At 69.3% G+C, this 25,757-nt stretch carries 22 protein-coding genes, 1 tRNA gene and 2 pseudogenes; 10 read left to right on the top strand and 15 right to left on the bottom strand.

What is annotated here, in order from left to right; all coding sequences use genetic code 11:
* Positions 1-19: 19 nt before the first annotated feature.
* Positions 20-1,792, bottom strand: coding sequence for a class I adenylate-forming enzyme family protein (locus OG609_RS23845; RefSeq protein ID WP_442817996.1), 1,773 nt, complete (start codon positions 1,790-1,792; stop codon positions 20-22).
* 170 nt (positions 1,793-1,962) lie between these two features.
* Entirely contained in the window at positions 1,963-2,817 is an 855-nt protein-coding gene (locus OG609_RS23840) for a M23 family metallopeptidase (RefSeq protein WP_327274682.1), read from the bottom strand.
* Positions 2,818-3,132: 315 nt separating this feature from the next.
* Here OG609_RS23840 and OG609_RS23835 point away from each other — a divergent pair, with 315 nt between their 5' ends.
* The 5 genes from OG609_RS23835 to OG609_RS23815 all read left to right on the top strand — a co-directional run bounded on the left by OG609_RS23835 (position 3,133) and on the right by OG609_RS23815 (position 7,323).
* Positions 3,133-5,208 (top strand): SpoIIE family protein phosphatase, encoded by a 2,076-nt coding sequence (locus OG609_RS23835; RefSeq protein ID WP_327274681.1) that lies wholly within the window; start codon positions 3,133-3,135, stop codon positions 5,206-5,208.
* 172 nt (positions 5,209-5,380) lie between these two features.
* Positions 5,381-5,587 carry a hypothetical protein gene (locus OG609_RS23830; protein WP_327274680.1) on the top strand — a complete coding sequence of 69 codons (207 nt, stop codon included), beginning with the start codon at positions 5,381-5,383 and terminating at the stop codon, positions 5,585-5,587.
* Between the two features lie 95 nt (positions 5,588-5,682).
* Positions 5,683-6,138 (top strand): hypothetical protein, encoded by a 456-nt coding sequence (locus OG609_RS23825; RefSeq protein WP_327274679.1) that lies wholly within the window; start codon positions 5,683-5,685, stop codon positions 6,136-6,138.
* A 49-nt stretch (positions 6,139-6,187) separates the two neighbouring features.
* Positions 6,188-6,775 carry a hypothetical protein gene (locus OG609_RS23820; RefSeq protein WP_327274678.1) on the top strand — a complete coding sequence of 196 codons (588 nt, stop codon included), beginning with the start codon at positions 6,188-6,190 and terminating at the stop codon, positions 6,773-6,775.
* A 475-nt stretch (positions 6,776-7,250) separates the two neighbouring features.
* Positions 7,251-7,323 (top strand) — tRNA-Arg (locus tag OG609_RS23815).
* A gap of 47 nt (positions 7,324-7,370) precedes the next feature.
* Here OG609_RS23815 and OG609_RS23810 read toward each other — a convergent pair.
* Positions 7,371-7,721 (bottom strand): hypothetical protein, encoded by a 351-nt coding sequence (locus tag OG609_RS23810; RefSeq protein ID WP_327274677.1) that lies wholly within the window; start codon positions 7,719-7,721, stop codon positions 7,371-7,373.
* A 123-nt stretch (positions 7,722-7,844) separates the two neighbouring features.
* Between OG609_RS23810 and OG609_RS23805 the strand changes: the two genes are divergently transcribed.
* Positions 7,845-9,662, top strand: coding sequence for a glycoside hydrolase family 15 protein (locus OG609_RS23805; protein ID WP_327274676.1), 1,818 nt, complete (start codon positions 7,845-7,847; stop codon positions 9,660-9,662).
* A gap of 41 nt (positions 9,663-9,703) precedes the next feature.
* Here OG609_RS23805 and OG609_RS23800 read toward each other — a convergent pair.
* From OG609_RS23800 to OG609_RS23790, 3 genes and pseudogenes are all read right to left on the bottom strand, one after another.
* Positions 9,704-10,210, bottom strand: a pseudogene (locus tag OG609_RS23800) (SDR family oxidoreductase); the annotation flags it as partial.
* Between the two features lie 638 nt (positions 10,211-10,848).
* Positions 10,849-11,175 carry a hypothetical protein gene (locus OG609_RS23795; protein WP_327274675.1) on the bottom strand — a complete coding sequence of 109 codons (327 nt, stop codon included), beginning with the start codon at positions 11,173-11,175 and terminating at the stop codon, positions 10,849-10,851.
* A 222-nt stretch (positions 11,176-11,397) separates the two neighbouring features.
* A complete protein-coding gene (locus tag OG609_RS23790) occupies positions 11,398-11,802 on the bottom strand; it encodes a hypothetical protein (RefSeq protein ID WP_327274674.1) in 405 nt (134 codons plus the stop codon).
* Positions 11,803-12,155: 353 nt separating this feature from the next.
* On the opposite strand from OG609_RS23790, the pseudogene OG609_RS23785 reads away from it, so the two are divergent.
* Positions 12,156-12,368, top strand: a pseudogene (locus tag OG609_RS23785) (TerD family protein); the annotation flags it as partial.
* A gap of 297 nt (positions 12,369-12,665) precedes the next feature.
* On the opposite strand, the gene OG609_RS23780 reads toward OG609_RS23785, so the two are convergent.
* Positions 12,666-13,607, bottom strand: a complete 942-nt coding sequence (locus OG609_RS23780) for a hypothetical protein (protein ID WP_327274673.1) — start codon at positions 13,605-13,607, stop codon at positions 12,666-12,668.
* Positions 13,604-14,152 carry a SigE family RNA polymerase sigma factor gene (locus OG609_RS23775; protein ID WP_327274672.1) on the bottom strand — a complete coding sequence of 183 codons (549 nt, stop codon included), beginning with the start codon at positions 14,150-14,152 and terminating at the stop codon, positions 13,604-13,606. The genes OG609_RS23780 and OG609_RS23775 overlap by 4 nt, the downstream gene beginning before the upstream one ends.
* A gap of 579 nt (positions 14,153-14,731) precedes the next feature.
* On the opposite strand from OG609_RS23775, the gene OG609_RS23770 reads away from it, so the two are divergent.
* Together OG609_RS23770 and OG609_RS23765 are read left to right on the top strand one after the other, a co-directional pair.
* On the top strand, positions 14,732-16,258 hold the full coding sequence (locus OG609_RS23770; protein WP_327274671.1) for an alkaline phosphatase: 1,527 nt from the start codon (positions 14,732-14,734) through the stop codon (positions 16,256-16,258).
* An 82-nt stretch (positions 16,259-16,340) separates the two neighbouring features.
* The gene (locus OG609_RS23765) at positions 16,341-16,874 is read left to right on the top strand and encodes a hypothetical protein (protein ID WP_327274670.1); all 534 of its coding nucleotides are present in this window, start codon (positions 16,341-16,343) and stop codon (positions 16,872-16,874) included.
* A gap of 115 nt (positions 16,875-16,989) precedes the next feature.
* Here the strand turns inward: OG609_RS23765 and OG609_RS23760 are convergent, their stop codons facing one another.
* The 7 genes from OG609_RS23760 to OG609_RS23730 form a co-directional block, all read right to left on the bottom strand.
* Entirely contained in the window at positions 16,990-17,877 is an 888-nt protein-coding gene (locus OG609_RS23760) for a PaaX family transcriptional regulator C-terminal domain-containing protein (RefSeq protein ID WP_327274669.1), read from the bottom strand.
* Positions 17,874-18,515, bottom strand: a complete 642-nt coding sequence (locus OG609_RS23755; protein ID WP_327274668.1) for a GNAT family N-acetyltransferase — start codon at positions 18,513-18,515, stop codon at positions 17,874-17,876. Before OG609_RS23755 ends, OG609_RS23760 begins: the two co-directional genes overlap by 4 nt.
* 185 nt (positions 18,516-18,700) lie before the next feature.
* Positions 18,701-19,159, bottom strand: a complete 459-nt coding sequence (locus OG609_RS23750) for a hypothetical protein (RefSeq protein WP_327278156.1) — start codon at positions 19,157-19,159, stop codon at positions 18,701-18,703.
* 191 nt (positions 19,160-19,350) lie between these two features.
* On the bottom strand, positions 19,351-19,632 hold the full coding sequence (locus OG609_RS23745) for a hypothetical protein (RefSeq protein WP_327274667.1): 282 nt from the start codon (positions 19,630-19,632) through the stop codon (positions 19,351-19,353).
* Between the two features lie 82 nt (positions 19,633-19,714).
* Positions 19,715-19,972, bottom strand: a complete 258-nt coding sequence (locus tag OG609_RS23740; RefSeq protein ID WP_327274666.1) for a hypothetical protein — start codon at positions 19,970-19,972, stop codon at positions 19,715-19,717.
* A gap of 135 nt (positions 19,973-20,107) precedes the next feature.
* Complete coding sequence (locus tag OG609_RS23735) at positions 20,108-21,940, bottom strand: MFS transporter (protein ID WP_385649009.1); 1,833 nt, start codon at positions 21,938-21,940, stop codon at positions 20,108-20,110.
* Between the two features lie 216 nt (positions 21,941-22,156).
* Positions 22,157-24,604: a D-alanyl-D-alanine carboxypeptidase gene (locus OG609_RS23730; RefSeq protein WP_327274664.1), complete on the bottom strand. Its 2,448-nt coding sequence runs from the start codon at positions 24,602-24,604 to the stop codon at positions 22,157-22,159.
* A gap of 165 nt (positions 24,605-24,769) precedes the next feature.
* Between OG609_RS23730 and OG609_RS23725 the strand changes: the two genes are divergently transcribed.
* The gene (locus OG609_RS23725) at positions 24,770-25,492 is read left to right on the top strand and encodes a GOLPH3/VPS74 family protein (RefSeq protein WP_093894223.1); all 723 of its coding nucleotides are present in this window, start codon (positions 24,770-24,772) and stop codon (positions 25,490-25,492) included.
* Positions 25,493-25,757 lie beyond the last annotated feature (265 nt).

Raw genomic sequence — 25,757 nt, 5'->3', positions numbered from 1 at the left:
TCGCCGCGACCGCCCGTGATCACTCGCCCCCGACCGCCCGCCGCACCTCCGCCTCGACAGGCCCGCGCAACTCCCGCTTGAGGATCTTCCCGGTCGGATTCCGGGGCAGCGGTTCATCGCGCACGAGCACATGGGCCGGGACCTTGAACGCGGCCAGACTCCGCCCGACATGCGCCCGCAGCTCCTCGACCGTGACCGTGGCACCGGACCGCAGCCGGACGACGGCGGCGACCTCCTCGCCCAGGACCGGGTGCGCCACCCCCAGCACCGCCGCGTCCTCGACGTCCGGGTGGTCGTGCAGCGCCGCCTCGACCTCCACGCAGTACACGTTCTCCCCGCCGCGGACCACCATGTCCTTGATCCGGTCGACGACACTGACCCGCCCCTCGTGCACCACCGCGAGATCACCGGTCCGGAACCAGCCGTCGGTGAACGCCTGCGCGGTCGCCGCCTCGTCGCGCCAGTAGCCGCGGACCAGGGACTGGCCACGCAGCCACAGCTCACCGACCTCGCCCTCGGGCAGCGCCTCGCCCGCAGGACCGGCGATCCGCACCTCGGTGGTGGGCGTCGGACGGCCGACGCTGCCGGGGTGGAGCCGGTATTCGGCGCCGAAGTTCGCCAGGACACCACCGCTGGTCTCGGTCAGGCCGTAGCCGTTGCGGGGCTCGATCCGGTCGCCGTGGCGCGCGGTCAGCTGCGCGACGAGGTCGGGCGGGGCGGCGGCCCCGCCGGTGTTCAGCATCTGGAGGCTCTCCAGGCCGTCGCCCGCGTGCTCGGCCGCGGCCAGCAACTGGAGCGCGGTCGCCGGGACGCCCGCGTAGTGCGTGACGTGGTGCTCACGGATCAGCCGCAGCGCCTCCTCGGCGTCCCACTTCCGCATCAGGACGAGCGTGCCGCCTGCTGCCATCGCCGCGTAGAAACCGGTGAACGCGGCGACATGGAAGAACGGGAAGGTCAGCAGCGACACCGGGGCGGGCCCCTGCCCCGGGATGATCCCGCGCCCGAGCATGGAGGCGGCGGCGTGGTAGCGCGGGTTGAGTGCGGCTCCCACCTGGGCGAGATGCGTGGCGACCGCACCCTTGGGCCGGCCGGTGGTGCCGGAGGTGTAGATGATCGTCGCATCGTCCTCGGGCCGGATCTCCACCTCGGGGGGCGCGGCGAGCGGATCGGGCGCGGGCAGGTCCTCGTACCGCTCGACGCCGTCCGGAACCGCCCCCTCCTCATGGAAGACGACCACGCGCGCCCCGTTCTTCGCCGCCCACCCGGCGACCCTGGGCAGACGTTCGCCGTCCACCAGGAGCACACTCGGCCCGGAGTCGTCCAGCGCGTACGTGAACTCGTCCTCGGTCCACCAGGCATTGAGCGGTACGGCGACCAGGCCGGCCAGCTGTGCGGCCCAGAAGGCGATCTGCCACTCGGGGTGGTTACGCATCGCGACGACGGCCCGGTCACCTCGGCGGAGCCCGTACGTCCCGGTCATCCGGCACGCCAGCGCGGACGCGGCGGCGAAGAACTCGGCGTACGAGTAGCTGCGCTCCCCCGCGATCAGGAACGGCCGGTCCCCGAAGGCCCAGGTGGCCTCCACGAACTCACGGAGCGTCCTGGGCCCGTCCGCGTACACGAGCGAGCCCGCATGGACCCCGTCCTCCACCCGCACCACGGCGAACGGGGCTCCCGGACCGGTGAGCGCGGCTTCGATACGGGCGACGGCCTCCGAGGCGGCCTCAGCGGCAGCGGCCGATGCCTGGGCGTCCGGGTCGGGGGTGGCGGGGGTCGGGTCGGTGTGCGGCACGAACGACCTCTCTAAGCGCTTGCTCAGTACATTCGCGACGGTATGCCCGCCCTCGCCCCTCGTCAAGAGACCGTCCCGCCCCGCCTCACCACCCCACGGGCAGGTTGCCCCCCAGGTCGCGCGCGCCGCGAACCCGCCGGAGATCCTGCTGCGCCGCGTGGCGCGGGATCCTACCGCTGCTTTCGCAACTCGTCATGACGTGACAGAGCTTGGACATGGGCAAAGTCCTCAGGCACTCCGGTCTGCTCCATCCCGTCGTCGTCGCGGTAGCGCCATTCGAACGGCAGACCGTGCGCGGTCAAGACATCGGGACCGTCCATGAGCTGGAAGTGCAGATGCGGTTCGGAGGAGTTGCCGGAGTTTCCGCACTCGGCCATCTGCTGACCGCCCGTCACCCGGTCACCCACAGCCACTCGGAGGGAGCCGCGCCGCAGATGGGCATGGCCCGCGTACACGCCCTTGCCGAGGTCCAAAAGGATGTAGTTCCCCCAGAGGTGGCAGGGCCGGCCCAGACTGCGGATGAACCCCTCCACGAAGAGGTAGGCGAAACCGGGCAGCGACATCCGGGACAGATGGTCGCGCTGCCTGCTCGCGGTCGCCACGACCACACCATCGGCCGGAGCCAGCACCGGCATACCGAAGGAGGGATAGAGCCGAGGACGCCGCCCGAACGGCCAGAGCCGGCGGAACGGCGGCGCCGCCGGTGAGTCCGCTTCATCCTGGAGCGGGTCGCACTTCAGGTCGATGGCGTATGTCTGCGCATGGCTGTGCACATGGCTGGGGACCTTCGTGCCGGGACCATTGAGCGCCATCCAGCGCCCGGCCACGGGCACCTGGACCGGCACCGGCGCCCGTTCCCTGGACGGGCGCTGCCTGCGCGCCAGGGTCCAGCGCATGAGCCCACCAATGGCGAGCAGCGCGACGCCGGTGTACCAGAGAGGCCCCAGGCCCTGCTTGTTCACCAGGATGCACAGCGCCCCGGCACCGAAGATCAGGCCGTGCCGCTTCCACAGTCCTGACAGCAATGCGCACCCCCGTTCGCAGGCCTTCGCAGGCAGCTCGGCTGACGACGCGTCCGCCCACATCGGCGCGTGCCGAACCCGCGGCGATTTCGCCGGGAACATCCTCCCCACGCAGGGCTCCCCGCCCCCCTCCAGCCGATGCCCTCCCCCACCGACTTTCCTTTCATTGACCATTTCATTGCGGTTGCCCCAGTCGACGCAATGCGTCACCAGCCACCGCAGGAGACCATGGAAGGACCAGGAGACACGGGAATCATCCAGCCTCGCAGGGCCGGCGTCACAAGCGCGCCGCGTCGGCAGGAGGAAGGGGCGCCCAGGATGAGTGAGGCCGTAACTTTCGGTGCCGACAGCGACTCGTCGGGCCCCCTGCTGGAGCGGCCGAGCGGGTTGCTGGACGCACTCGGCGTGGCGGTGGTGGGGCTGAACGCCTCCGGGCGGATCGCATTGTGGAGCCCGCAGGCACAGGAGCTGTTCGGCCACGTCGCACAGGAGGCACTGGGTCGGCACGCGACGCGGCTACTAATCCCTGAGCAGTACATGGACCTGGTGGCCGGCGAGTGCGAGCGGATGAGGGAGACCGGCGAGGGCTGGGCCGGGGTCCTTCCCGCCCGGTGCGGGGACGGCAGTACACGGCTGGTGGAATTCCGTTGCACGCGACTGCCGGACGAGCAGGGGGACTTGTACGCGCTGGGCATCGCCACAGACGCGTCGGCGCTGCGTGAGGTGGAACGGGACGTCGCGTTGTCCAAGCAGCTGATCGCCCAGTCGCCGATCGGGCTGGAGCTCCTGGATACCGAACTGCGTTACGTGGCCGTCAATCCGGCGATGGAACGGATGCATGGCCTGTCCGCCGAAGAGCACCTCGGCCGGGGTTTCCGCGAGGTCCTGCCCTCCGTCAGCGTCGACGCGTCGGAGGCGGCAGTCAGGGAAGTGCTTGCGACCGGACGCCCCCAGGTCGACAAGTACACCATCGGCCGCACCCCGGCCGACCCCGACAACGATCATGCCTGGTCCGTCTCCGTCTACCGACTGGAGGACCCCGGCGGTCAGGTTCTGGGTGTCGCCACATCGGTGGTGGAAGTCACCGACCGGTACGGTGCGATCACAGCGGCGGCCCAGGCCCGGCAGCGGCTGGCCCTGATCGTCGAGGGCTCTGCCCGTATCGGCACCACCTTGGACATCAAGCGGACGGCTCGCGAGCTGGCCGACGTCGTGGTGCCCGAGCTCTGCGACGTCGCGGTGGTGGACGTACTCGACTCCGCCCTGGACGATCGCCGCCCCGCGACACCCGAGAGCGGCCCGGCGCTCGTCCGCACCCTCGCCGTGAGAACCGCCTCCTTCACGGAGGTGGCCCCCGCTGTCGGCACGGCCGGTCACCTGGTCAGCTATGACGCCGACCGACTGCCCGCCCAATGTGTGCGTACCGGTCAACCGATCATGGTGGCTCACGTGGACGAATGGGATCTGGCACGCATCGCCCGCGATGCCGGGGCCGCCGCCGTCCTGGCCAGTGCCGGCATCCACTCCTATCTCGCGATACCGCTGACCGCCCAGGGCGGGACGTTCGGACTCCTGACCCTGATGCGCGGCCGCAATCCGCTCCCCTTCGACGCGGACGACGCCACCCTGGCCTGCGAGCTGGCCGGCCGGACTGCGGTGTCCCTCGACAATGCGCGCCTGTACCAGAGCGTCCGCAATACCGCGGTGAAGCTCCAGCGCAGCCTGCTGCCGTGTCCGACACCGCCCGCGGGCCTGGAACTCGCCACTCGCTACCAACCCGCCGGAACCTCGACCGAGGTCGGCGGCGACTGGTTCGACGTCATTCCCCTCTCCGGAGACAAGACCGCGCTCGTGGTGGGCGATGTGATGGGCAGCGGCATCGATGCGGCCGCCACGATGGGCCGCCTGCGCACCGCCACCGCCACCCTGGCCGAACTCGGTCTCCCGCCCGCCCAGGTGCTGCAACACCTCGACAAGATCACAGCCGGCCTGGACCCCTACATCGCCACCTGCGTCTACGCCGAATACGACCCGCACAACAACCAGTGCCGCATCGCCGCGGCCGGACACCTGCCCCCCGCGCTGACACGCACCGGCGAACCCCCCGAACTGCTCGACCTGCCCCCCGGCGCACCCCTCGGCGTCGGCGGCGTCCCGTTCGAGACGACCACCGTTCCCCTGCGCCCCGGCGATCAACTGGTCCTCTACACCGATGGCTTGGTCGAAACACGCCGCGACACCATCGACGATCGCCTGAACGTATTCCTCGGCGTACTCGACGGCCCCGACCGCTCCCTGGAAGAAACCTGCGACCGCCTCCTGGCCTCGCTGCGCGACCCGGACGATCACGACGACGTGGCCATACTCATCGCCCGCCCCCGACCGAGCGCCTGACACCCCCACCCCCCACCGCCCACCCGGCAGGGCAGCACCGAGCACTCGCGGGAGCTGACCGAGTCCGTCGCCTACGCGCTGGCGCTACGGTACTTCTCGATCACCAAAACGTTGCTGTCGCACGTTCATATCCGCTCGCAGGTGTGCGACGAGGCACGGGGAGGGGCCCCGCATGGCGTGGGATGAGTGGGAGCAGCTCAAGACCGCGGTGGTCGAGCGGCACACCACGCAGTTGCAGCTCAACCAACTGCCCGCCGCCCCCAGAGGTTCCACTTCCGGTGGCAGCGGCGGCGGTGTCGGCAAGCTGAGGTCCGACAAGGCGGCGTGGGACCAAGGCAGGGGAAGGCATGGGCTCGTCACGAGGGAGACGCCGCGATGAGGAAAAGGGTTGCAGCGGCCGCAGTGCTGGTTCTGCTTCTGGCCGGGTGCGGCGCGACAGGTACCGCGTCCTCAACCAAGGGAAGCCAATCGAAGATGAACATGCAAGAGGCGGCCGACAGGGCGGACACGATTCTGGACGAGACGTTTGCGTCCATCAAGCCTCCCGTTCAGTGGACACACAGGTACTCCATGCCGGGTGACTGCTACGTGGACCGCGAGCGTTCCGTCATGACGATCATCTCTGCTGAACGGCGTGGCGGCTTCCTCGGCATGCTGGAACGCCACTGGAAAAGCAAGGGCTACAAGCTCGTCGCCACGAGTCCGAACGGGCTGGCGGCCAACTTCGAGACCCAGGACGGCTTCCAACTCGAAGTCCTGATCGGGACCACCGGCCAGGCCCACGTGAGCGTCACCACCCCGTGTCTGGAGAAGTCCGAGGTTGCTCCGCCGACCAGCAAGCCGAACGGTCCCGACTACTCGAAGCAGGAGTTGCCGGCGCCGAACGTGAAGTCGACGTTCTGGTCGAGCGACGCGCCCCTCTCGAGCTGAGGCGGCGGATCTCAAGTTCCTCAGCCCACGACCGCGCGTGCTCCGGCCGGTGTCGGATCCGCTTGCCCTCGGCCAAGTCCTGCTCCAACTTGCCGGCCTGGGCGTACCAGTAGCTGATCTCCTGCTTCAGACGCTGTTCGACCTGAGTGCGGGTGCGGTCGATGGCCAGGAGGAGGCGTTCACGAGCCGAAGTGAGGTGTTCAGGTACGGCTTCCCGGATCGCCCAGTCCAGCGCTCGCGCGCTTCCGCCGTCACGCAGCCACTCCTCGTCCAGCAAGACCTTTATGGCCTTGGCTTCCGTGCCGTAGGAGGCCGATGGTCGAGACAGGGGGCCGGACCCGAGTTGCGGGCCGCACCGTCCGGCAGCAGGCTCAGTGAACGCGAAGGTTCGGCCAACAGTTTGCCGGTGGCCATCCAGGATGTTCTGCTCCAGGGCGACGAGGAGCTGCGGCTGGTCGCCCGAATCAGCGGCGTCGACCGAGATGGCGCCCTTGCCCAGCAGGTGTCTGCGGCGTCGCACCGTCTCATTCAATACGGCGTCGAAGAGGGGTGCCCGGGTGCGATGAGGTCGGCTCGGGGCTTACCCGGGACGGTGATGTATTCCCGCTCGAAGGCGACGCGCTCGTACTTGGGCTGAACCAAGCCCCCGAGCCCATCACCAATGCGGCCTACCTTCGGAGAGGCAGCGGGTCGAGCACGCTCGTGGCGACAGCCAGCATGGCATCACCGCGGGCAGCCATGCGGATACGCAGCGCCTCGGCGACGAGACGGAACAAGCCGGGGTCGGCATCGAGGCGGCTCTCCTCATCTACATCGGCGACTCCTGGCCGAACGGCTCCACCACCCGCGCCAGAAACGGCCTGACCCTCGGCGCCTGAAACCGCGGATCCCCGACCCCAATCCCCTGCACCTCGCCCACTGGCAGCACCCCAGCTCGCCCGCCACAGGCGCGCGGTCATGGACCCGAGGTACCGACCTCACCCCACCCGCTACACTGTCGGCGGTGGCCCGGCCCTCACAGGCGAGACCATCGCAAACCTGTCGGCAAGCTGACCTGAAGCCCACCGCCCACCCGCGCCGGGTTTTGGACACGTTTTCCTACAGATCCCAGCGCCTTCGTAGCTCAGGGGATAGAGCACCGCTCTCCTAAAGCGGGTGTCGCAGGTTCGAATCCTGCCGGGGGCACAACGCATTACCGCTCTGACCTGGGGTTTCTCTCCCAGGGAGGGGCTCTACCCGGCCTCGGACTCCTCGTCCGGGGCCGTTTGCGTGAGCGGTGCGTGAGCGGACGGGGAGTTGATCTCCCGAATATTGCCCGACGGATCAGCGTCATTCGGCACGGGCTCATCAGCCTCGCCGGGCTGGACGTCCGCCCCGCGCCCGGTGTCCTCGGAGGTGGCGCGGGCTCGCGGCACGAGTCGGGCTGCGGCCTCGGCGATCGCCAGATCCGCCTCGGGGAGCAGGCTCGTGTGGCCTGGACAGGCGGGGTCGAGGTCCCAACAGGCGCGGGTGAGGCGGCGGGTGTGGCCGGGCAGGTCGGGCAGGTCGGGCAGGTCGGGCAGCTTGTCGAATTCGGCGAGCACCCTCGCCTCCTGACGCCGGCCGTCGCACCGCCCGCCCCTCGCGCCGCATCCCATGGCAGCCTCGTCGCACAGGGCGGACAGTGGGATCAGGGGCATCAGGTGCATCAGGGAAGCGAGATGGTCATGGACCGTTACCCGCCCATTGCCGACCACGGCCTCGTCGGCGACCTACAGACCGCTGCTCTGGTGTCGTCCCAGGGGGTCGTCGACTGGTTCGCGGCTCCCCGGTTCGACTCGCCCAGTGTCTTCGCCGCCCTGCTCGACCACGACCGCGGCGGCTACTTCCTGTTCGCGCCGGATAGCCGGACCACCACCTGCAAGCAGCTCTACTACCCCGACACCGCAGTCCTGGTTACGCGATTCATGTCGCCGGACGGGGTCGGCGAGGTATTCGACTGCATGCCACCGGATCGCACCGGCACCCCGACGGACAGGCACGTGCTGATACGCGGAGTGCGGGCAGTGCGCGGAACGGTGCGCTTCACTTTGGAGTGCCGTCCGCGCTTCGACTACAGCCGGGCCACCCACCATCTCGACTTGCAGGACGGTACCGCCACGTTCCATGCACCGAACGTCACCGCCTTTCTGCAGAGCACCTTCCCCCTGCAGCAGGACGGCAGGGACGTGCGGGGTGCGGTGACCTTGAGGCCGGGCGAGGTGGCCGCAGCGGTGTTCACCGTCGGCGGACCCGACGGTGACCCTCCGCCGCCGGTCACCCCGGACTCGGCGATGGAGCGGTTCTGGGACGTGGTGGAATTCTGGCAGCGCTGGGTGCGCTCCTCCCGGTATCGCGGCCGGTGGCCGGGGGTGGTGCACCGCTCGGCCATCACGCTCAAGCTGCTCACCTACGCACCCACAGGTGCTCCCGTCGCCGCCGCCACCATGGGCCTGCCCGAACAGATCGGGGGTGAACGCAACTGGGACTACCGCTACACCTGGGTCCGTGACGGCTCCCTGTCCGTGCGTGCCCTGCTCGACCTGGGGTTCGCCGAGGAGGCGGCGCAGTTCACGCGCTGGCTGAGCGACCGCCTCCAGGACCGGGAGGGCGTCGAAGGCGAGCCGCTGCAGATCATGTACCGCGTCGACGGGGACCCCGAGCTGCCGGAAGAGGTTCTCTCCCACTTCGAGGGCTATCGGGGTTCGTACCCGGTGCGGGCCGGGAACGCAGCAGCCGGTCAGCTGCAGCTGGACATCTACGGCGAGGCGCTCTATGCCTTGTCGGAGGGGCGTGAGATCGCCGTGGGAGGCAGCTACCACGGCTGGAAGAACCTCGCGCGGACGCTGGACTGGCTCGCCGATTCCTGGGATCGCCCCGACGTAGGCGTCTGGGAGACCCGTGGTGGGCGCCAGGACTTCACCTTCAGCCGAGTGATGGCGTGGGTGGCCTTCGACCGGGGGCTGCGCCTGGCAAGAGAGCACAGCCGTCCCGCCGACGCTCCTCGTTGGACCGCGGCTCGCGACGCGATCCTCGAACAGGTGATGGAGCGGGGCTGGAACGAGACGGAGCAGGCCCTCGTCCAGCACTACGGCAGCGACGTCCTCGACGCTTCGTTGCTGCTCATTCCGCGCGTCGGGTTCCTGGCGCCCAAGACGGTCAGCTGGCTGTCGACCTTGGACGCGATGGAGCGCACCCTGATATCGGACAGCCTCGTCTACCGCTACGACCCTGCGGCCTCCCCGGACGGTCTGCGGGGCTCCGAAGGCACATTCAGTCTCTGCACCTTCCTCTATGTGGACGCTCTTGCCCGCGCCGGGCGGATTCGTCCGGCGCGCTATGCCTTCGAGAAGATGCAGACCTACGCCAACCACGTCGGCCTGTTCGCCGAGGAGATCGGACCCAGTGGCGAGCAGCTGGGCAACTTCCCGCAGGCTTTCACGCATCTGTCCCTGATCATGGCCGCCGCTACCCTGGACAACGCCCTCGATCAACAGCGGGACTGAGAACGAAGGTCGCGCCTGCCGCTCGAGGCCGTCGTAGCGGTTCAGCCGCCGGTGGCGAAGCCGGGAAAGAGGGTCATGCCGCCGTCCACGTAGAGAGTGGTGCCCACCACGTAGTCCATGAGGTCCGAGGCGAGCCCGACGACCGCGTGGGCGATGTCCTCCGGATCGCCGACGCGCCCGTAAGGAATCAGCTGCAACAGGTCCTTTTCGGCGTCGGGGGTGTTCCAGGCGCTGCGATTGATGGGAGTCCTGATGGCTCCCGGAGCAATTGCGTTGACCCTGATCCTGTGGGGCGCGAGCTCCTGGGCGAGCGTCTCCATCATCATCTGCACGCCGCCCTTGGAGGCCGCGTAGTTGACGTGGCCGGCCCAAGGGATGAGTTGGTGGACCGAGCTCATACAGATGATCTTCCCGGCCGCTCGCGACACCTCGGGGACGACTCCCCTTCTCAAGAACTCCTTCGTCGCCTCCCGGGCGCACAGGAACTGGCCGGTGAGGTTGACGTCCAGCACCTTCTGCCACTGGGCCGTCGTCATCTCGGTGAACGGGCCACACGCCGGGCACGGACAGATTGCGCCGATCGGTCGAACGCGACCGGGCCTCGGGGACATGGGACTCCGGAGCCGATCGGCAGCGCAGCCTTTCCCGGAGTGCGGGCAAAGTACGCGCGGGATACGCTGTTTGGCAGGAAGGTCAGGATCTCTGGGCGGTTCTACCCGCCAGTCGCCTTGTATGCGATGACCAACCTTCTGCGGCGACCCGCCGAGCGCGGGCGCATCTACGTCGGCCAGAGCTCCCGCACCGAACGTCGGCGTGACGTGCAGCCGGGTCACGGCCTCGTTCCGCTCCCTGCTGCGGTCAGCCGGCTTGCGGTCCCGAAGCCAGGCATCGGCGTACTCGGTGCAGGGAACAGCTCCCTTGTCCGGGTCCTCCCACTGACCACGCGAGATGTCCGCCTCGATGTCCGCCTCGATGTGCGACAGCGCGGCTTCAGCGTCTGTCTCGGTCGCGTAGGTCTGCTCGGCACTGCGGAGCTGCCCGGTCGCCGGGTCACGGTAGCGAGCTTGCCAGCGACCCGAGCGCAGTTGCCGAACCGATCCGAAGCGTCGACGGTTCCCCTTCGTGACGGCTCGGCCCAGTCACAGCGTTGGGTCAGTTACGCAGTCCGGAGATCCGGGCGCGCGAGTCACCTCTTGCGAACGAGCGTGACGATTACCAGTGCCATGGTCATGAACATCACTGACACCACGAGCGAGGCGAAGAACAGAGCCTCGATCCACCCAGCGTTCGCGCCGGTGAGCGTTCCGTCCATGGAAGCGCACGCCACCTCCGGCGGGAAGCTATGCCTACGCAGATCGTGGCAGGCGTTGGGCAGGTCATCGTTGATCACGTATGCATTCACCCAGAGCAGAGCCCAGGTGATCAGGAAAACGCCCAGCGAGGTGAAGGAAACTCCCCACAGGAGAGTCGGGCGATCCGGTAGAGCCTGGGCGTCTGTCCTGGGTGGTGTCATGGGTCGGCAGCGTACTGGCGCAGCGTCGAGAACCGTCCACGTCCAGAGGGTCAGAAGTTCCCCGTGCCACAACCGCGCCAGATGGAGCGGGAACTCACGGGGAGCAGCGGCACCGACCACGCTTCGGCCCGGGTCAGGGGCTTCGCAGGTCAGCCGCCGCCCGCATACGGCGTCTTCCGAACTGGTGCTCCAAAGCCCTCGCGCCGGCGCTTGACTGAGCCATCAACGGCGGCTCGGGGGGCCTTTTCGTTTCACAGAGGCGATCACGACGGATACGACGGCGCTCACGACGAGGCTCCCCACCATGACCATCCCCACGCCGACCATGAAGAGGCCGCTGGAGTCGTCCGACCAGTCGTAATAGGCGGCAATGGTCAGGCCGGCCGTGATGCCGAGCACAGCACCTGCGATGTAGCGCCGGGATGCCGCCCAGTACACCAGCGCCAGCAGGGTCAACACCAGCCCGATCACCTGCCACGCCTCGTACGGGCCGGTCGTCGAACCATCAGGGTGCACGTCACGCCGCTGGTCCCAGCCCAGCCAGGCAGCCCACGCCCCTAGCGTCACCACAGCCAGTACGAGGACCGCCAACAGCTGGGGAACGAGTTTCAGTAGTCGTTGTCGCATGGCCCAAGCGTTCCGGCTCGCCCCATAACCGACCAGAGCGCACGTACTCAACTCTGCCCGAGTGCTTTGGCCAACATCTGATGTCGGTCGGGCTTCGGAAGCTGCCGTCCGACGCTCATCGGATCCCACCCCTGTTCCGTAGCCGCGGTACAGGGGCGAAGTACAGAAACCCCACCGACCGTCAGCACCCACTCTTGATCCTCGGAGCCCGTCTGGCCCTCAGTGCGAACAGCCGATGTGGTTCGGTGGGTTGGCACTCTGCCAGCGGGAGGATGACGGCAAGAGGATCCACCGAGGCATATGGGGCTGCCCACGGCGGCGATACGGGCAGGGCTCCAGAGAGCCGCCCGTCCGGGTTCGCCGACGCCGGTATTCGGCTGCTGGACTCCGAGGGAACCCCACTCGACCAGTTGGAAGTCTCCGACGGCCGCACCGGCGAGACCGCCCTCGTGCTGGGGTCCTTCCGTCGCCGCGCGAACGGCGACTGGGAGTTCGTCACCGGAGGCAAGGGATACCGAGGCGGCTTGGAGGAACTGGTCCAGGAGTACGGCATCGATGTGGATTAGCGCGCCCCTGCCGACATGAGACCTCAGGCGTGGTGCCGCCGATCCTTCGTGTCTGTCTCGAAGACCCGCCGACCGGCTCGGGGCCATGATCCGGGGCGGTGAGGGAGCGGCTCCGGGCTCCTCCGAAGAGGGCGCCGAGGAAAGTAATGGCACGCGTGTGGCACGGCGCCTGGAACAGCGAAGGGCCGGCCTGGGAGGAAACCCCTCCTGAGCCGGCCCTTCTGTCTGGTCCTCGTGCCGCACCGCTGACCGAAATCCGGGTGCGCCGCCCCCGTGTGGCGCCCTGGCCGGGTGGCGCTAGGGCAGCCGCTTCTCGTAGGTCTTGTCCTCGTCGGAGTCGTAGACCAGCTTGCTGTCGGCGTCATAACCCTTGATGCGCGGGGCCACGGTGACCTGCTGGTTCAGGACACCAGAGGCGACGAACCAGCCGTGGTCCAGGGCGGCCTGGCTGGTGGCGCCGCCATAGGAGACGGTCACCCGGGCCACTGACGGCTCGACGGTGCCGATGACACCCCACTGGAACGGCAGCTTCCAGTTGCCGTGGTCGAGGATCGACTGCTGGTAGAGCTTGCCGCCGTTGATGTCGGCCATCACGGGGCCGGCGCCCGGCACATCGTCGGAGCCTACGCCGGCGTTGAGGCCGTTCGCCTCGCCGTCCTTCACCTTGCAGATCAGTCGGGTCTGCTTCGGTTGCTCCTTCACCGCGACGACGTACATGCCGTCGCCGGGCGCGTTGGAGTCGCCGATGCTGTTCATCGCCAGGATGATCCGGTACTCCTCGGCCGCGCCCAAGTCCGTGCGGGAGCCGGACGGGCCGCGTGTGTGCGACTGGTCGTAGGCGAGGCACTTCTTCAGCCCGTCGACGGCCTGCCCGAAGGTGATCCCGTCAAGGAGCTGGTCCTCCGTGGCCGGCCTCGTCGGCGACGCGGACGGCGTCGGTGTCGGCGTCGCCGATGTCCGCGGTGTGGCGCTGACCGACGGTGTCGATGCCACCGTGTTCCCACCTGCATCCCCGTCGGCCAGCGCGTACGCCCCCACGGGCATCGCCGCCAGCGTCACCAGGGCCGCCCCGGTCGCCGCCACCCGGCGTCGCCGCTCGACCGTGCCCCGGCGGCGGATCGCCGGATACGGCACCGGCGCGGGCCGGATTGTGTTCGCGTCCCCGGCGAGCAGCTCGCGCAACTGCTCCTCGAAGTCCCCGCCGGTTCCGGTCCCCTGCTGCTTCTGTTCCTCGTTCACCTGCTGCCTTCCTGCCCGGACGACACTCGGCTGCGGACTGGTTCGTCCACGACCTGCGCGAGCCCCGGATACGTACGCAACTTCGCCAGCGCCTTGGACGCCTGGCTCTTGACCGTGCCGGGCGAGCAGCCGAGCACCTCGGCGACCTCGGCCTCGGACAGGTCCTCCCAGTAGCGCATGACGATCACCGCCCGCTGCTTCGGCGGCAGTCCGGCCAGTGCCGCGAGCAGGGCGCTGCGCTCGTCGGCCCACGAGACGGCCTCGTCGCGCCCGGCCACCTCCGGCGGCGCCGCGGTCAGAGCCTCCGTAACGCGCCGCTTGCGGAACCGGTCGCTGTTGCAGTTGACCAGTATCCGCCGGACGTACGCATCCGGTCTGTCGCTGCGCGAGACGCGCCGCCATGAGCGGTACGCCTTGGCCAGCGCCGTCTGAGTCAGGTCTTCGGCGTAGTGCACGTCGCCCGTGAGCAGATAGGCGGTCCGTACGAGATGGGACCACCGCGCTCTGACGAATTCTTGGAACTCGGCCTCTTGTTTGGCCTGCATCAAGCACCCTCCCTCGCCCTCCAGACCACCGTTTCGGCGGATTCGGTTGCCCGGGATCCGGTGCCTCTTCGGTCAGGTGAGCGGGGCCACTGACAACCATCAGCCGGGACCGAAATGTCAAGCATCTCCCGGGACCGGACACAAGGCTCTCAGTCGGTGAGTTACAACCTTCTCTACGGGTTCAAGGCACCCGGCTCCGGCTGCGCCCGCGCCCCTGCCTTCGGCCCGCTCGGCGCTGCCGCCGCCGACGCGCGCCCACGTGGACAGGCCCGGCCGCTCTCTACGTGGCGGGGATCCTCCCCGACCCGCGTACAGCCTGGGGCTCGTAGTCGCGTTTGTCCTCTGGCCCGAGGCGATCAGAGCGGCTCAGGCGTGCCCACGAAAGTGGTTCCGTGTGGTGCACCGGCACGGGGCCGTACATCAAAAGGTTACCCAGTTGCGCAATGTTCAAAGTATTGGATTGGGTTCAACATCGGTATGGCGCCCGGTATTGGTGCCGCGTTCATGTCCTGCTCCTACCGTTGCCTCGCCCGGCCTGCCCCGGTGCATCGTCCAACGTCCGAGGAGAGCAGTCCGCACATGCGCAGCAGACCAAGCAAAATCCTGGCGGTTCTCGCCGTGACCGGTGCACTCGCCGCCAGCACTGCGGCGACCGCCAACTCCGTGCCCCAGCAGGGCGGCAATGGCAAGAAGCCGGAGATCCGTAACGTCATCTACCTGCTCGGCGACGGCATGGGCCGTACCCATGTCACCGCCGGGCGCGAGCGCTACTACGGCGCCGACGGCAAGCTGAACATGGAGCGGCTGCCGAGCTATGGCGCGGTGGCGACGTCCGCCGTCGAGAAGGGCAGTGACCGGCCGGCGCTGGTCACCGACTCCGCCAGCGCGGCCACCGCGTGGTCCTCCGGTGTGAAGACGTACAACGCGGCCATCGGCGTCGACTCGTACGAGAAGAAGCTGCCCACGCTGATGGAGCAGGCCAAGAAGTCGGGCTTCGCGACCGGCAACGTGTCCACCGCCGAGATCACCGACGCCACCCCGGCCGCCCAGATGAGTCACGCTCTGCTGCGCGGCTGCCAGGGCCCGGTGTACTCCGACGCGGCGTGCCTGCCGAAGAAGGACGACGGGTCGTACGAGAACAAGCCCGCCGACAAGACCCTGATCACGCCGATCGCCCAGCAGATCGCCCGTAACGGCACCGCCGACGTGATCTTCGGCGGCGGCCTCGCACGCTTCGCGCCGGACGACCAGAAGGCGCTGGGGTCGCAGGGCTACCAGGTGCTCGGCAGCTTCGGCGACCCGGCGCTGCCCGCCCAGACCGCTGAGAGCCAGAAGGTCGCGACCAAGGCCGACCTCGACAAGGTCAAGAGCGGCAAGGTCGTCGGACTGTTCAACCGCGGGAACCTGACGGTCGAGAAGTCCAAGGCCGAACTGCCCGCCGGCGCCCCGGAGAAGAAGGAGCCGACGCTCGCCGAGCTGACCAAGAAGTCGATCTCGCTGCTCGACGGCCGGTCCAAGAAGGGCTTCCTGCTCCAGGTCGAAGGCGCGCTGATCGACAAGCGCTCGCACGCCAACGACGCGTCGCAGACCCTGGGCGAGATCAAGGCGTTCGACGACGCGGTCAAGGCCGCCACGGACTTCGCGAAGAAGGACGGCCACACCCTCGTCGTCGTGACGGCGGACCACGAGTGCGCCGGCTTCAACATCATCGAGAAGGGCACCTTCACCAACGCCGAGGCGGCAGCCCCGCCGGCCAACAACGACTCGGGCAACGCGGCCAACAACTCCGTGCCCGCGCGCTCGTCCTCGGCCAACGTCAAGGACCCGGCCCGCTCCTCCGGCATCGTCAACGGCTCGGGTGCCGGCGACGCCAAGAACTTCGGCCCGGCCACCTTCCGTACCCCCGACGACCCGGCGGGTGTGAAGGACGGCAGCGAGGACGCCAGCCTCTGGCTGACCTATCTGTCCGGTAACCACACCGGCGCCGATGTGCCGATCTACGCGTACGGACCGGGTAACAACGCCTTCGCCGCCAGCCAGGACAACACCGAGCTCTACAGCAAGATGTACCGCTCGCTGTTCGGCACCGCACCGCACGGCCACTGACCCTCGCTCAGCCACGCGACCCGGGGCCGGGAGGGGGCGCCCCTCCCGGCCCCGGGCCGTTCGTATCCCAGGAGCATGTCCGATGAGACACCCGATCCGCATCACGACGGCCGCCGTGCTGGGCGCTATCGCGCTGACCGCTCTCACGGGCTGCGGCACCTCCGCGGGGACCGACCCGGGCAAGGGCGAGCCGCTCGCGGCCACCGCCCTGCCCCTGCCCCCTCCCCGTTCCGCGCCGTCCCCGGCCGCGACGCTCCCGGCGCCGCCCGAGCAGGGCGAAGTACGTGTCGAGGAAGGGCCCTTCACCGACCGCGTCCGCCTCACGCGGCTCACGCTCACCGGCGGGTCCGCCGTCAGCGGGCATCTGGCAATTACCTCCGACGTCAGCGACGTGCTCGCGCTGGAGCTGAGTGCCGCCTATTACGATTCCAAGGGTCGTTTCATCGGCACCGGCAGCTTCCAGTACCAGGAAGAGGGGCAGGACGCAGAAGGCGGCCATCACCACGACGGGCCGCGCGCGGCGGGCGAGGGCATCGACTTCAAGGCGCCCGCCACCAAGCTCACCGGCACCGCGGCGGCCGCCGTCGTCTCCGTCCCCGTCCTGGTCAACGAGTAGCCGGGCGTCCAGCATCACTGATCACCCGGAGGCCGACCGGAACATGGCGAGCGTCGTGGGCTCCCATCCGGACCACCTTCGGCCCAGGCAGAGCCGAGCAGTCGCGAGCGGGGCGTCAGCCGACGGCCGGTGTCCCCAGCACATCCCCGTACAGGCGGAACAGGCGCGGCATGGACGTGGAGTTGCCCCCTTCGGGCTGTGCCTGCAGAAGGCGGGTCCAGCAAGTGGCGGTGAGTTCTCGGGCCCGGCTGCCGGGCCAGGGCCGGGGAAGCAACTCGGGCGGCAGCAGCGGATCGGGCTCCATCGCGCGGGTGAACTCGGCCGCGAGCTCGACGGCCATGGTCAGTTGCCCGGCATCCGACAGCGCCTTGCCGCTCTCGATCTCGGCGAGGCAGGACTCGGCGAGGCAGGCGAGCCGGTCGTACCGGTCCGCGATCTCCGCCAGCGGCCACAGAGCCGCCGCCAGGTCGGCCGGCTCGTCGACGGTGCCCATGCGAAGGTCATTGCTGGTGAGGAAGGTGACGGCGTCCAGGACGTCCAGGTGTCGCGCCTCGGCCTCGACGAGGCGCTCGATGGGATTGGCGCTCGCGTAGAAGCCGCCCTGGACTGGTGCGGCACCGAGACTGAGGAGGCTGTCGCGCAGGGCGTCCCGGGCGGCTCGTCTGGCCTCGGGGACGGCGAAGGCGAACAGGTGCCAGGTGCCGTCCCACGGAGCGAGTCCATGGTCCTGGCGGTAGGCATGACGTACATGGGCGGTGTCCGGTGCGATGGAGCCCGTGGCGTCCCGGGCGGCCCGCAGCACGGCTTTGCGTCCACGGCCCTCGTGGGTGAACCGACCCTCGGCAACAAGGCGTTTGACGCACAGCCTCACCTGCTGGTCGGTCATGCCGAGGATGCCGGCGACCGCGTAGAGCTCCCCTGCGTCCACCGTGCCGTCTCCTCGTACGAGGGCGTGCACCAGCAGGCGGGTCGGGACCTCCGCCCTGCCTCTTTTGGCGTTCATCGTTCCTCCCTGCTGTCCGCCACCGTGACCGGACGGTACATGGTCGTGACCGCCGAGAAGCCCATCAGGTCGCGCAGGTAGGGCGTGCGCTCGGTGCGCGCCGCGGCGAAGCCGTGCCGTTCGTAGAGGGCACGGGCCCGCGGGTTGACGTCGATGACATCCAGCCGGATGCGCCGGCAGCCGCGGTCGGCGGCAAGTGCGGCGATCTCCGTCAGCAGCAGGCTCCCGATCCCGCGTCCGCGGTGCGCCGGGCTCACGGCGATGCCGTCCATCACGAGCTCGTGTGCCGCCGGGGTGCGCGAGAGCAGGGCGAGGAGCATCAGTCGCGGCAGCCCGCGAAGTGCCCCGTACGTGGAAAGCACGTCCCGGGCACCGCCCCCGGTGAGCGCGCGCCCACCGAGTTGGTATCCGGCCACGCCGACCACTTCGCCGTCGATGAGCGCGGCGACGCCGCGGTCGTGGTGCAGGTGTGCCGCGATGAACTCCCGTGCGGTTTCGGGTGGGTTGAGGGCCGGGCCGAGCTTGCGGCCGAAGGCATCCCAGTAGAGCTCCGCGACGCGCACCTCGGCGCCTTCGGGAATCCGTCGGCGCACCACCGGCCTGCAGTGTCCCACGGGGCCGTTCTCGTGGTCCGTCATCGCTCCTCCTCGCCCAGGGGGCCGTCACTCCCGCCCGCTCGTTCGAGCGTAGTACGTTCATTACTATAACGAACGTTTCATATTCGATAAGTCTCCCCAGGCGTTGGGGATCAGGAACGGCGCGGCGGCCGCACGGTGCAGGGCGGCGAAGGCGGCAGCCGGGGTGGTTGCCGCGGGGACGGGCGTCATGACTTCGGGGTTCGGCCGGGCGGGGAGGCTGATGCCCCGTCCGCCGCCAGGTCCCCCACGGAGTCCGCGTAGTACGCCGATCCCTCCAGGTGGAAGGCGAGTTGTCGGAAGGTCCACCCCGTTCCGGGCGACTTGTCGAGCTGGTCGGGCCTCAGGGCGTCCAGACGGTTCGCCCAGATCCTGGCCAGCCGGGTGAGCCGGCTGCGCGCCTCGTCGAGGTCGGCCTCGGTGAACGGGGCGAGGTCCGCCTCGGTGGTGGTCGCCGAGGCGTGCCAGTGGTCGGGCTGTGTCTCCTCTCCTACGAGCCTGGCCTCCATCTCCGCGAGATGGTCGACCATGTGGTCGGCGACGCGGCGGATCGCCTTGTGCGGGGTGTAGATCCGGTCGTCGGCGGGGACGGGGCGGCCGTCCCAGGCGGTCCAGGTCGCGGCGAGGGCCAGGACGTGGTCGACCATGGCCGTCAGGATCTGCGCGGGGTCGCGGTCGTCCGTCGCCGGGGCGTCTTCGAGGATGTCGGGGGTGTCATGGATATCGGGGGCGCCGGGTGCGTCGAGTACGTCCGGTGCGTGCTTCGTTTCCGTCATGGTCCGACGCTAGATCCGGGAAGTTTCGGTCCCGGCCGAACCGTTGCGGACCCTTTCCTGGTTCAGGACGACGTGACGTCCTTCGACCTCGGGCGCCGGCCCGGTGAGGCGCAGTTCGGGCACCAGTAGCCCTCCTGCTGGATGAATATCCACCCGAGCTGCTCGATGTACGGGGAGGCAACGGTCGCACTGTGCAGCACATGGCCGAACAGGTCGGTCTCGATGTCCGGCGGTGGCTCCGCGATGACCAGGTCGAACACGGCCCGTGCCCGGCAGCCGCTGTGGTCGCACGCCAGGTAGAACCGCACGGGGCCGGGTGGCTCTCCGTCTGTGGTCAGGCTCATACGTCAACTATGGACGCAGAGTTGGCCCCGCGGTGGCGTTTCCCGGCCATCGAGCCGCCGGACCCCCGAACCCCGAACCGGATCAGCGGCAGGAGACCTTCAGCTGCGCCGCCGCGACGACCGCCGAGGCGAGGAGCGTGACGGCCGCGGCCGGCGAACCGGTCAGCATCACGGCTCCCGCCGGCAGCAGCGCCTTGCGGCTGCTGGGCAGTGTGGATATCCGGCCCGCGAGCGTCTCACGGGCGATCCAGGAACCGTCCGGACCACCGGGACCGTGCGAACCGCCCCGGTCCCTCCGTCCGCCCGTGCGCGTCACCGAGCCGCAGTCCGGACAGGCCATTCCCGGCAGCGCGCCACGTTGTTCACCGCCGCACCATTGGCACCTCATCGCAGCACACCACGCCAGGGCATCGCGCCCGGAGGGAGGGATCGCGCACCATCGGCTCGCACTACCGCCCTGCGGCGGCGGCCGAATTCAGCGCAGCTCCTCCGGGCACGGCGTGCCGGGTGACAGCTGGTAGGGCGCGGCCAGCCGGTACACGCCCGGCCGCGGCGCGAGCAGCTCCGTCCACTCGTCGCCGTCCTCGTCCTCCTCGACCTTGTTCAGACAGCCGTTGGTGTTGACGAAGGTCCGCGGGCTGCTCTCGTCCTCACGCTGCTTGGACTCCTCGGTCTCCTGCGGCCGCTCCAGGCTCTTGCCCTTGTCATCGACCAGGGCGAGCCAGCGTGAGTACGGGATGCGGATCAGGATCCGGCCGGGCGTCTTCACATGGATGGTCAGCTCACCCGCATCTGCCCGGTCCACCGTGGCCGGCGGATCGGCCAGGGGCACCGGACCATCGACCTCGAAGAGCCGCCAGTTGGCGTCCGACCAGACCGGCTTCAGATACGGCAGCCCACGGTCGACCAGCTCCGCCTCCTGCACCGCGCCGGTGGAATCCGGTGTCCCCTTGGGCAGCACCACGTAGCGCACCGCCCAGCGGTCGAGCCACTCGCGGTAGCTGGCGCTGTTCAGGGTGTCGTCGTAGAAGAGCGGGTTGCGCTCCATGTCCGCCTGGCGGTTCCAGCCACGGGCCAGATTGACGTACGGCGCGAGCGCGGACGCCTCCCGGTGGCTGCTCGCGGGCACGACCTCGACCCTGCCGCGCTCCGCGCCGACCTCTTGCAGCTCATTGACCAGCGGGGCCAGTTCACGCGTCCAGGAGGCCGCGGGGGCGGTCCGGACGATGTCGTCGACGCCCTTGAAGCCGATCCAGAAGTTCAGCCCGACGAACGCGAGAACCAGCGCGTACCAGCGCCGGGAGCGCGGCTCCGTGTACGGCAGCGCGGCAAGCAGCACCACACCGGCGAACAGCATCGCCATCCGCGTAACGTTCGAGCCGATCTGCGAGTCGACCACATAGGTCAGCAGCGTCCCGACGCCGTACACGCCGGCTGCGGTACGGACCGTCTTCCAGTCGCGCGGTACGAGGACGAAGACGAGGACCGCGAAGAGGAACGGCAGCGACAGGGTCGCGATCGACATCGGCTGCGTACCGGAGAAGGGGAACAGCCACGCGGACAGGGCCACGACCGCGACCGGGGCCAGGCCCAGCGCGTACGCCCCGGGGCGCCGCTTGTTCAGGAAGAGCGCGGCGGCGACCACCCCCAGGAACAGTCCGGCCACGGGGCTGCTCGCCGTCGCGAGCCCGGCGAGCGGGGCGGCGACGGCCGCCTTCGCCCACCGCCTACGGGGGGCGCAGCGACAGCTGCTCCGGTGGAGCCGGTGCTCGCACCGGAGGTACGGCCAGCAGAACACCGCGGCCACCGCACCCACCGCGAACATCATGCCGAGCCCGAACGTCACCCGCCCGGACAGCGCGTTGCACAGATACGCGAACACCCCGGCGAGCGAGCAGGCGAGCGGATTGCGGACGGCCCGGACCCGGACCAGGATCAGCGCGGTCAGCGCCGCCGACACGGTCCCGGCGACCATCATCGTCGTACGCACGCCGAGCACCGACATCAGATACGGCGACACGACGCTGTACGAGACGGGGTGCATGCCCCCGTACCAGGCGAGGTTGTACGCCGTACCGGGGTGCCGGCCGACGAATTCGGCCCAGGCGTCCTGGGCGGCCAGGTCGCCGCCGCTGTTCGCGAAGAAGAAGAACCAGAGCACGTGGGAGATCGCGGCGGCTGCCGTCGCGATCGTCACCGGATGCCGAAGCAGTCGCTCGGCGCGGGTCCGCCGGGACGGGGTGGTGCGTGGCTCGGGGGCGTCCGGGGCGGGCGCGGCTGTCCGCGTGTTGCCGCTGCTGCCCCTCATGCCTGTGCTGTCGGCCGCCTCATGGCCGGGTCTCGGCTCCGCGGTGGTCACTACGGCTCTCCCAGTCTCCGCCGGCCCCGTATCCCGTACGCCTGTGAGGACGCCTTCCGAGCATCCTTGAGTTGCTCCGGGACGCTAACACGTACGCAGTCGGGAAGAGGGTGCCGGGATCGGCACCCTCTTCCCGTTACCAGGCGGTTTCGGCCATCCGGCCGGTCAGCTGATCCGGGTCAGCTTGTCCCCGAACGTCGGCTCCGCCAGATCGCTCTGCAGCGCGACGGCCACCTTCACCTGGCTGGTGCCCTCACCCACGGTGAGCGTTCCGACGTGGGTGCCTGCTGCCGCCGAGTGCGGGATCGTCTTTCCGTCGTCGGTCAGTTCGAGCTTGACCGTGAGACCGGGCCAGCCGACCGCCGACACGTCCTTGGTCGCGATCACCGGGGTGCTGCCGCCCAGCCCGTCGGAGACGGTGCCGACCACATCGCCCTTCTTCACGACCTTGGCGCTCGTCAGCAGATCCTGGGTGGCGATCATGGCTTCCTTGCTCACCGCGTTGACGGTGTCGATGATGGCGGGCTTGTGCTGACCCAGCACGGCGCCGACGATCAGCTGGTCCGTGTCGCCGACCATCTTGTGCGCGGCGAAGAGCAGGTTGCCACCGGCCTTGGTGGTGGAGCCGGTCTTGATGCCGAGCGCACCGTTGTACGGAACGAGGGTGTTGTAGTTCCGATGGAACTTGCCCGACGGGTCGGTCCACGACGGCAGCTTGGTGATGGCCATCAGCGCCGGGATCTCCACCAGCTTCTGGCCGAGCTTCACCTGGTCCTCGGCCGAGCTGACCGTGGTCGCGTTGAGGCCGGACGGATCGGTGTAGGTGGTGTTCGTCATGCCGAGCGACTTGGCGGTGTCGTTCATCTTCTTGACGAACGCCTTTTCGGAACCCGCGTCCCAGCGCGCCAGCAGCCTCGCGATGTTGTTCGCGGAGGGGATCATTATCGCGGAGAGTGCCTCCTGCTCCGTGAGCTTGTCACCGGCCTTGACGGTGTCGAGCGTCGACTCGCCCTCCGTGTACAGCTTGCCTTCCGACTCCGCCTTGGCGTCGATCTCGATGGAAGGACCCTTCTCGCCCTTCTTCAACGGGTGGTCCTTGAGCACGATGTACGCGGTCATCGCCTTGGCCACGCTGCCGATCGGCACGGCCTTCTGCTCGCCGAACGAGTCCACCGTGCCCAGGCCGGTCGCCGCCATGTAGCCCTGGCCCTCGCCGGGCCACGGCAGGGACGGCTTGCTGCCCTTGAAGGTGTACGTCGGCTTCGCCGACATCTGGAGCGCGGGCTCCGGAAGCGGGCGCACCATCTGCGCGATCGCAAAGATGATCAGCAGCAGGAGGACCAGCGGGGTCCAGATCTTGACCCGGCGGACGGCGGTGCGGACCGGCGTCTGAGGCGGCGGAGGCGTGTTCGTCAGCTCGGCCAGCAGGTCGAGCGGCGGCTTGGGCGGCATCGGCTGCTGCGTGGTCCGCTCGGCTCCGGAGAGGGAGGCGGCGGGCGGCGGGGCGCCGGGCGTCGAGGCGGCTGCCGGCGCCTCGGGCTTGCGAGGCGCGGGCGCCGGTCGTACATCGTCCCCCCGCAGCGGTACGAACTTGCTGGTCCGCTCGGCGGCGGACTCGGGCTTCGACTCCGCGCCCGAATCCGGCTTCGAGGTGGGCGGGATGACCTTCAGCGCGGTCGTCGGCTGGTCGACCTTGGCCGCGGCGGGCGCCCTGAAGACGGCGGTCGGCTGATCGATTCCGCGCTTGTCCTCTGCGGTGTCCGGCTTGTCGGCCTTGCCGACCTTGTCGGCCTTGCTGTCCGCGTCAGCGGTGTCCCCGGCGTCGGCTTCTGACGCTGCTTCGGCGTCTTCCGCGTCCTCGGATGCGTCCTCGGATGCGTCCTCGGACGGCTCGTCCGCCGCGCTGGCATCGGCATCGGCATCATTCGACGCGGTCGCCTTGCCCGAGGCTGCGCCGGCCGGAGTGACCGGCTCAGGCGCATCGCCCTCCGACACGCCGCCGGTATCCGCGTCGGTGTCCGCATCCGCGTCGGGCGCGGTCTCGCCCTCGGACGTTGCGGCCTTCGCGTCGTCGCCCTTCGGGCCCTCGTCGCTCTGGTCGTCGTCCTCGGCCACCCATGCAGCGACCGCCGCACGCAGCCGCGCGTCACCCTCCTCGGGCGCAGCGTCATCAGCGGGCTCGGCGCCGTCCACGTCCTCCGGGGACTCGGCGACGTCCACGCTCTCCGCGCTCTTCACGCCCTTCGAGGACTCGGCGGCCTCGGAGGACTCATTGGAGGACCCAGAGACCCCCTCCGGGACCTCAATGGCCTCCCCCGCCCCCTTAGCGCCCTCAGCGCCCTCAGCGCCTGAGGAGCCTTCCTGAGCCCCGGAGGCCTCCGGCCGCTCCGGACCCTGGCCGTCCTCGCCGTCGCCCGACGGGACCGGCCCCGTGCGGAAAACAGCCGTCGCCGTGTCTGTCCCGCCGCCGGCTTCGACCCCGGCGGACGGTTCACGGAAGACGGCAAGCCGCGGATCGCTCTCGCTCCGAGCCGTTCCCGACGACTTCTGCTGCTTCGACTTGTCGGGGGACTCGCCCGCCACCGATGCCTCCTCCATGCGGCGCGGGGACATCCCCCGCGCTGTCCGAACCATCTACCAGTGTCCCGTGTGAACCACCGGCCCGGCTGCTAGACGAGAACGACATACCTACTGGTTCCCGCGCAAAGCACCCAGGCGCCCTCGACAGACCAATGTGAGAGGGGTCACCCTGTCATTCATCCACGCGGGGAGGCATGGATGGGCAGGAGCCGCAGAACAATTCCGGAGGAGCTTCTGCTGCTCGCTCTGGACCCGGCCACGGGTACCACAGCGCAGCCGCAGTCGCTCGACCTCGGCCTCGCCGGAGCTCAGCTAGTGGAGCTGGCTCTGGCAGGACGGATAGCCCCTGACGGGGATCGTATCGCCGTGGTGATGCCACGGCCGACAGGAGATCCGACTCTGGACTCCGCACTGGAACTGCTGCGCCGACGCGGCAGCCCGGTTCGGGCGGTCCACTGGATTGGTGGGCCCCGGCTGGGGCTGCGCCAGATCTACCTCGCTCATCTGGAGCGATGCGGCATGGTGCATGCCGTGGCGGGCCAGATGTGCGGAGTACTGCCGACGACTCGCTACCAGGCGACGGACACGGCAATCAGCCGGGACATCAGATCCAGGCTGGACAGCGCGATCCGCACCGGCGTACCGCCGGACCCGCGGACCGCGGCGCTCGCCGCGCTGGCCCACGCGGTCGGACTCGGCAAGCACCTGTATCCCGGGAACGAGGGGCGTTCATCGCGCTCCCGGCTCCGGGACCTGATCAGACACGACCCGATGGGCGGACTCGTGGCGCATGCCGTGATGGACGTCCAGAACGGGGCGGTCGCACAACCGCGCCGTAACCAGGCGGCCGGAGTGCCGTTGCAACCGCAAGTGCAGTCGCAGTCACGCCGCGGCAGTATGGCGCACACCGCGGCCCACTAGGACCGCACCCGTCGCCACACGCACCGCAGCACCGCAGCACCGCAGCACCGCAGCACCGCAGCACCGCAGCACCGCAGCACCAACCGAATACCGCCGCACCGTCGTCCCCAAGACCCGGTTCGGGAGCCGCACCAAGCGCGGGGCAGCCGGAATCACGGCTGCCCCGCGCGTCTGCGTGTCGCCATTTCCCAGCGCGGCCGGGGGCATGGGTGGCAATCTGCTCAGCAGTAGATACGCACAGCTACATAGCCGGAGGTGCCGTTTC

It is taken from the genome of Streptomyces sp. NBC_01224 (genome assembly GCF_036002945.1).
In the GTDB taxonomy this organism is placed as follows: domain Bacteria; phylum Actinomycetota; class Actinomycetes; order Streptomycetales; family Streptomycetaceae; genus Streptomyces.
Note: the sequence above shows the minus strand (reverse complement) of the source record. Positions and strands in the feature narration are given on the sequence as shown.

Excerpts from the sequence above, each read along its gene's own strand:
- OG609_RS23835 (WP_327274681.1), top strand. The coding sequence starts at position 3,133 with ATGAGTGAGGCCGTAACTTTCGGTGCCGACAGCGACTCGTCGGGCCCC.
- OG609_RS23830 (WP_327274680.1), top strand. The coding sequence starts at position 5,381 with ATGGCGTGGGATGAGTGGGAGCAGCTCAAGACCGCGGTGGTCGAGCGG.
- OG609_RS23825 (WP_327274679.1), top strand. The coding sequence starts at position 5,683 with ATGAACATGCAAGAGGCGGCCGACAGGGCGGACACGATTCTGGACGAG.
- OG609_RS23805 (WP_327274676.1), top strand. The coding sequence starts at position 7,845 with ATGGACCGTTACCCGCCCATTGCCGACCACGGCCTCGTCGGCGACCTA.
- OG609_RS23795 (WP_327274675.1), bottom strand. The coding sequence starts at position 11,175 with ATGACACCACCCAGGACAGACGCCCAGGCTCTACCGGATCGCCCGACT.
- OG609_RS23790 (WP_327274674.1), bottom strand. The coding sequence starts at position 11,802 with ATGCGACAACGACTACTGAAACTCGTTCCCCAGCTGTTGGCGGTCCTC.
- OG609_RS23775 (WP_327274672.1), bottom strand. The coding sequence starts at position 14,152 with ATGCAGGCCAAACAAGAGGCCGAGTTCCAAGAATTCGTCAGAGCGCGG.
- OG609_RS23770 (WP_327274671.1), top strand. The coding sequence starts at position 14,732 with ATGCGCAGCAGACCAAGCAAAATCCTGGCGGTTCTCGCCGTGACCGGT.
- OG609_RS23765 (WP_327274670.1), top strand. The coding sequence starts at position 16,341 with ATGAGACACCCGATCCGCATCACGACGGCCGCCGTGCTGGGCGCTATC.
- OG609_RS23760 (WP_327274669.1), bottom strand. The coding sequence starts at position 17,877 with ATGAACGCCAAAAGAGGCAGGGCGGAGGTCCCGACCCGCCTGCTGGTG.
- OG609_RS23755 (WP_327274668.1), bottom strand. The coding sequence starts at position 18,515 with ATGACGGACCACGAGAACGGCCCCGTGGGACACTGCAGGCCGGTGGTG.
- OG609_RS23750 (WP_327278156.1), bottom strand. The coding sequence starts at position 19,159 with ATGGTCGACCACGTCCTGGCCCTCGCCGCGACCTGGACCGCCTGGGAC.
- OG609_RS23745 (WP_327274667.1), bottom strand. The coding sequence starts at position 19,632 with ATGAGCCTGACCACAGACGGAGAGCCACCCGGCCCCGTGCGGTTCTAC.
- OG609_RS23740 (WP_327274666.1), bottom strand. The coding sequence starts at position 19,972 with ATGGCCTGTCCGGACTGCGGCTCGGTGACGCGCACGGGCGGACGGAGG.
- OG609_RS23735 (WP_385649009.1), bottom strand. The coding sequence starts at position 21,940 with ATGAGGGGCAGCAGCGGCAACACGCGGACAGCCGCGCCCGCCCCGGAC.
- OG609_RS23730 (WP_327274664.1), bottom strand. The coding sequence starts at position 24,604 with ATGTCCCCGCGCCGCATGGAGGAGGCATCGGTGGCGGGCGAGTCCCCC.
- OG609_RS23725 (WP_093894223.1), top strand. The coding sequence starts at position 24,770 with ATGGGCAGGAGCCGCAGAACAATTCCGGAGGAGCTTCTGCTGCTCGCT.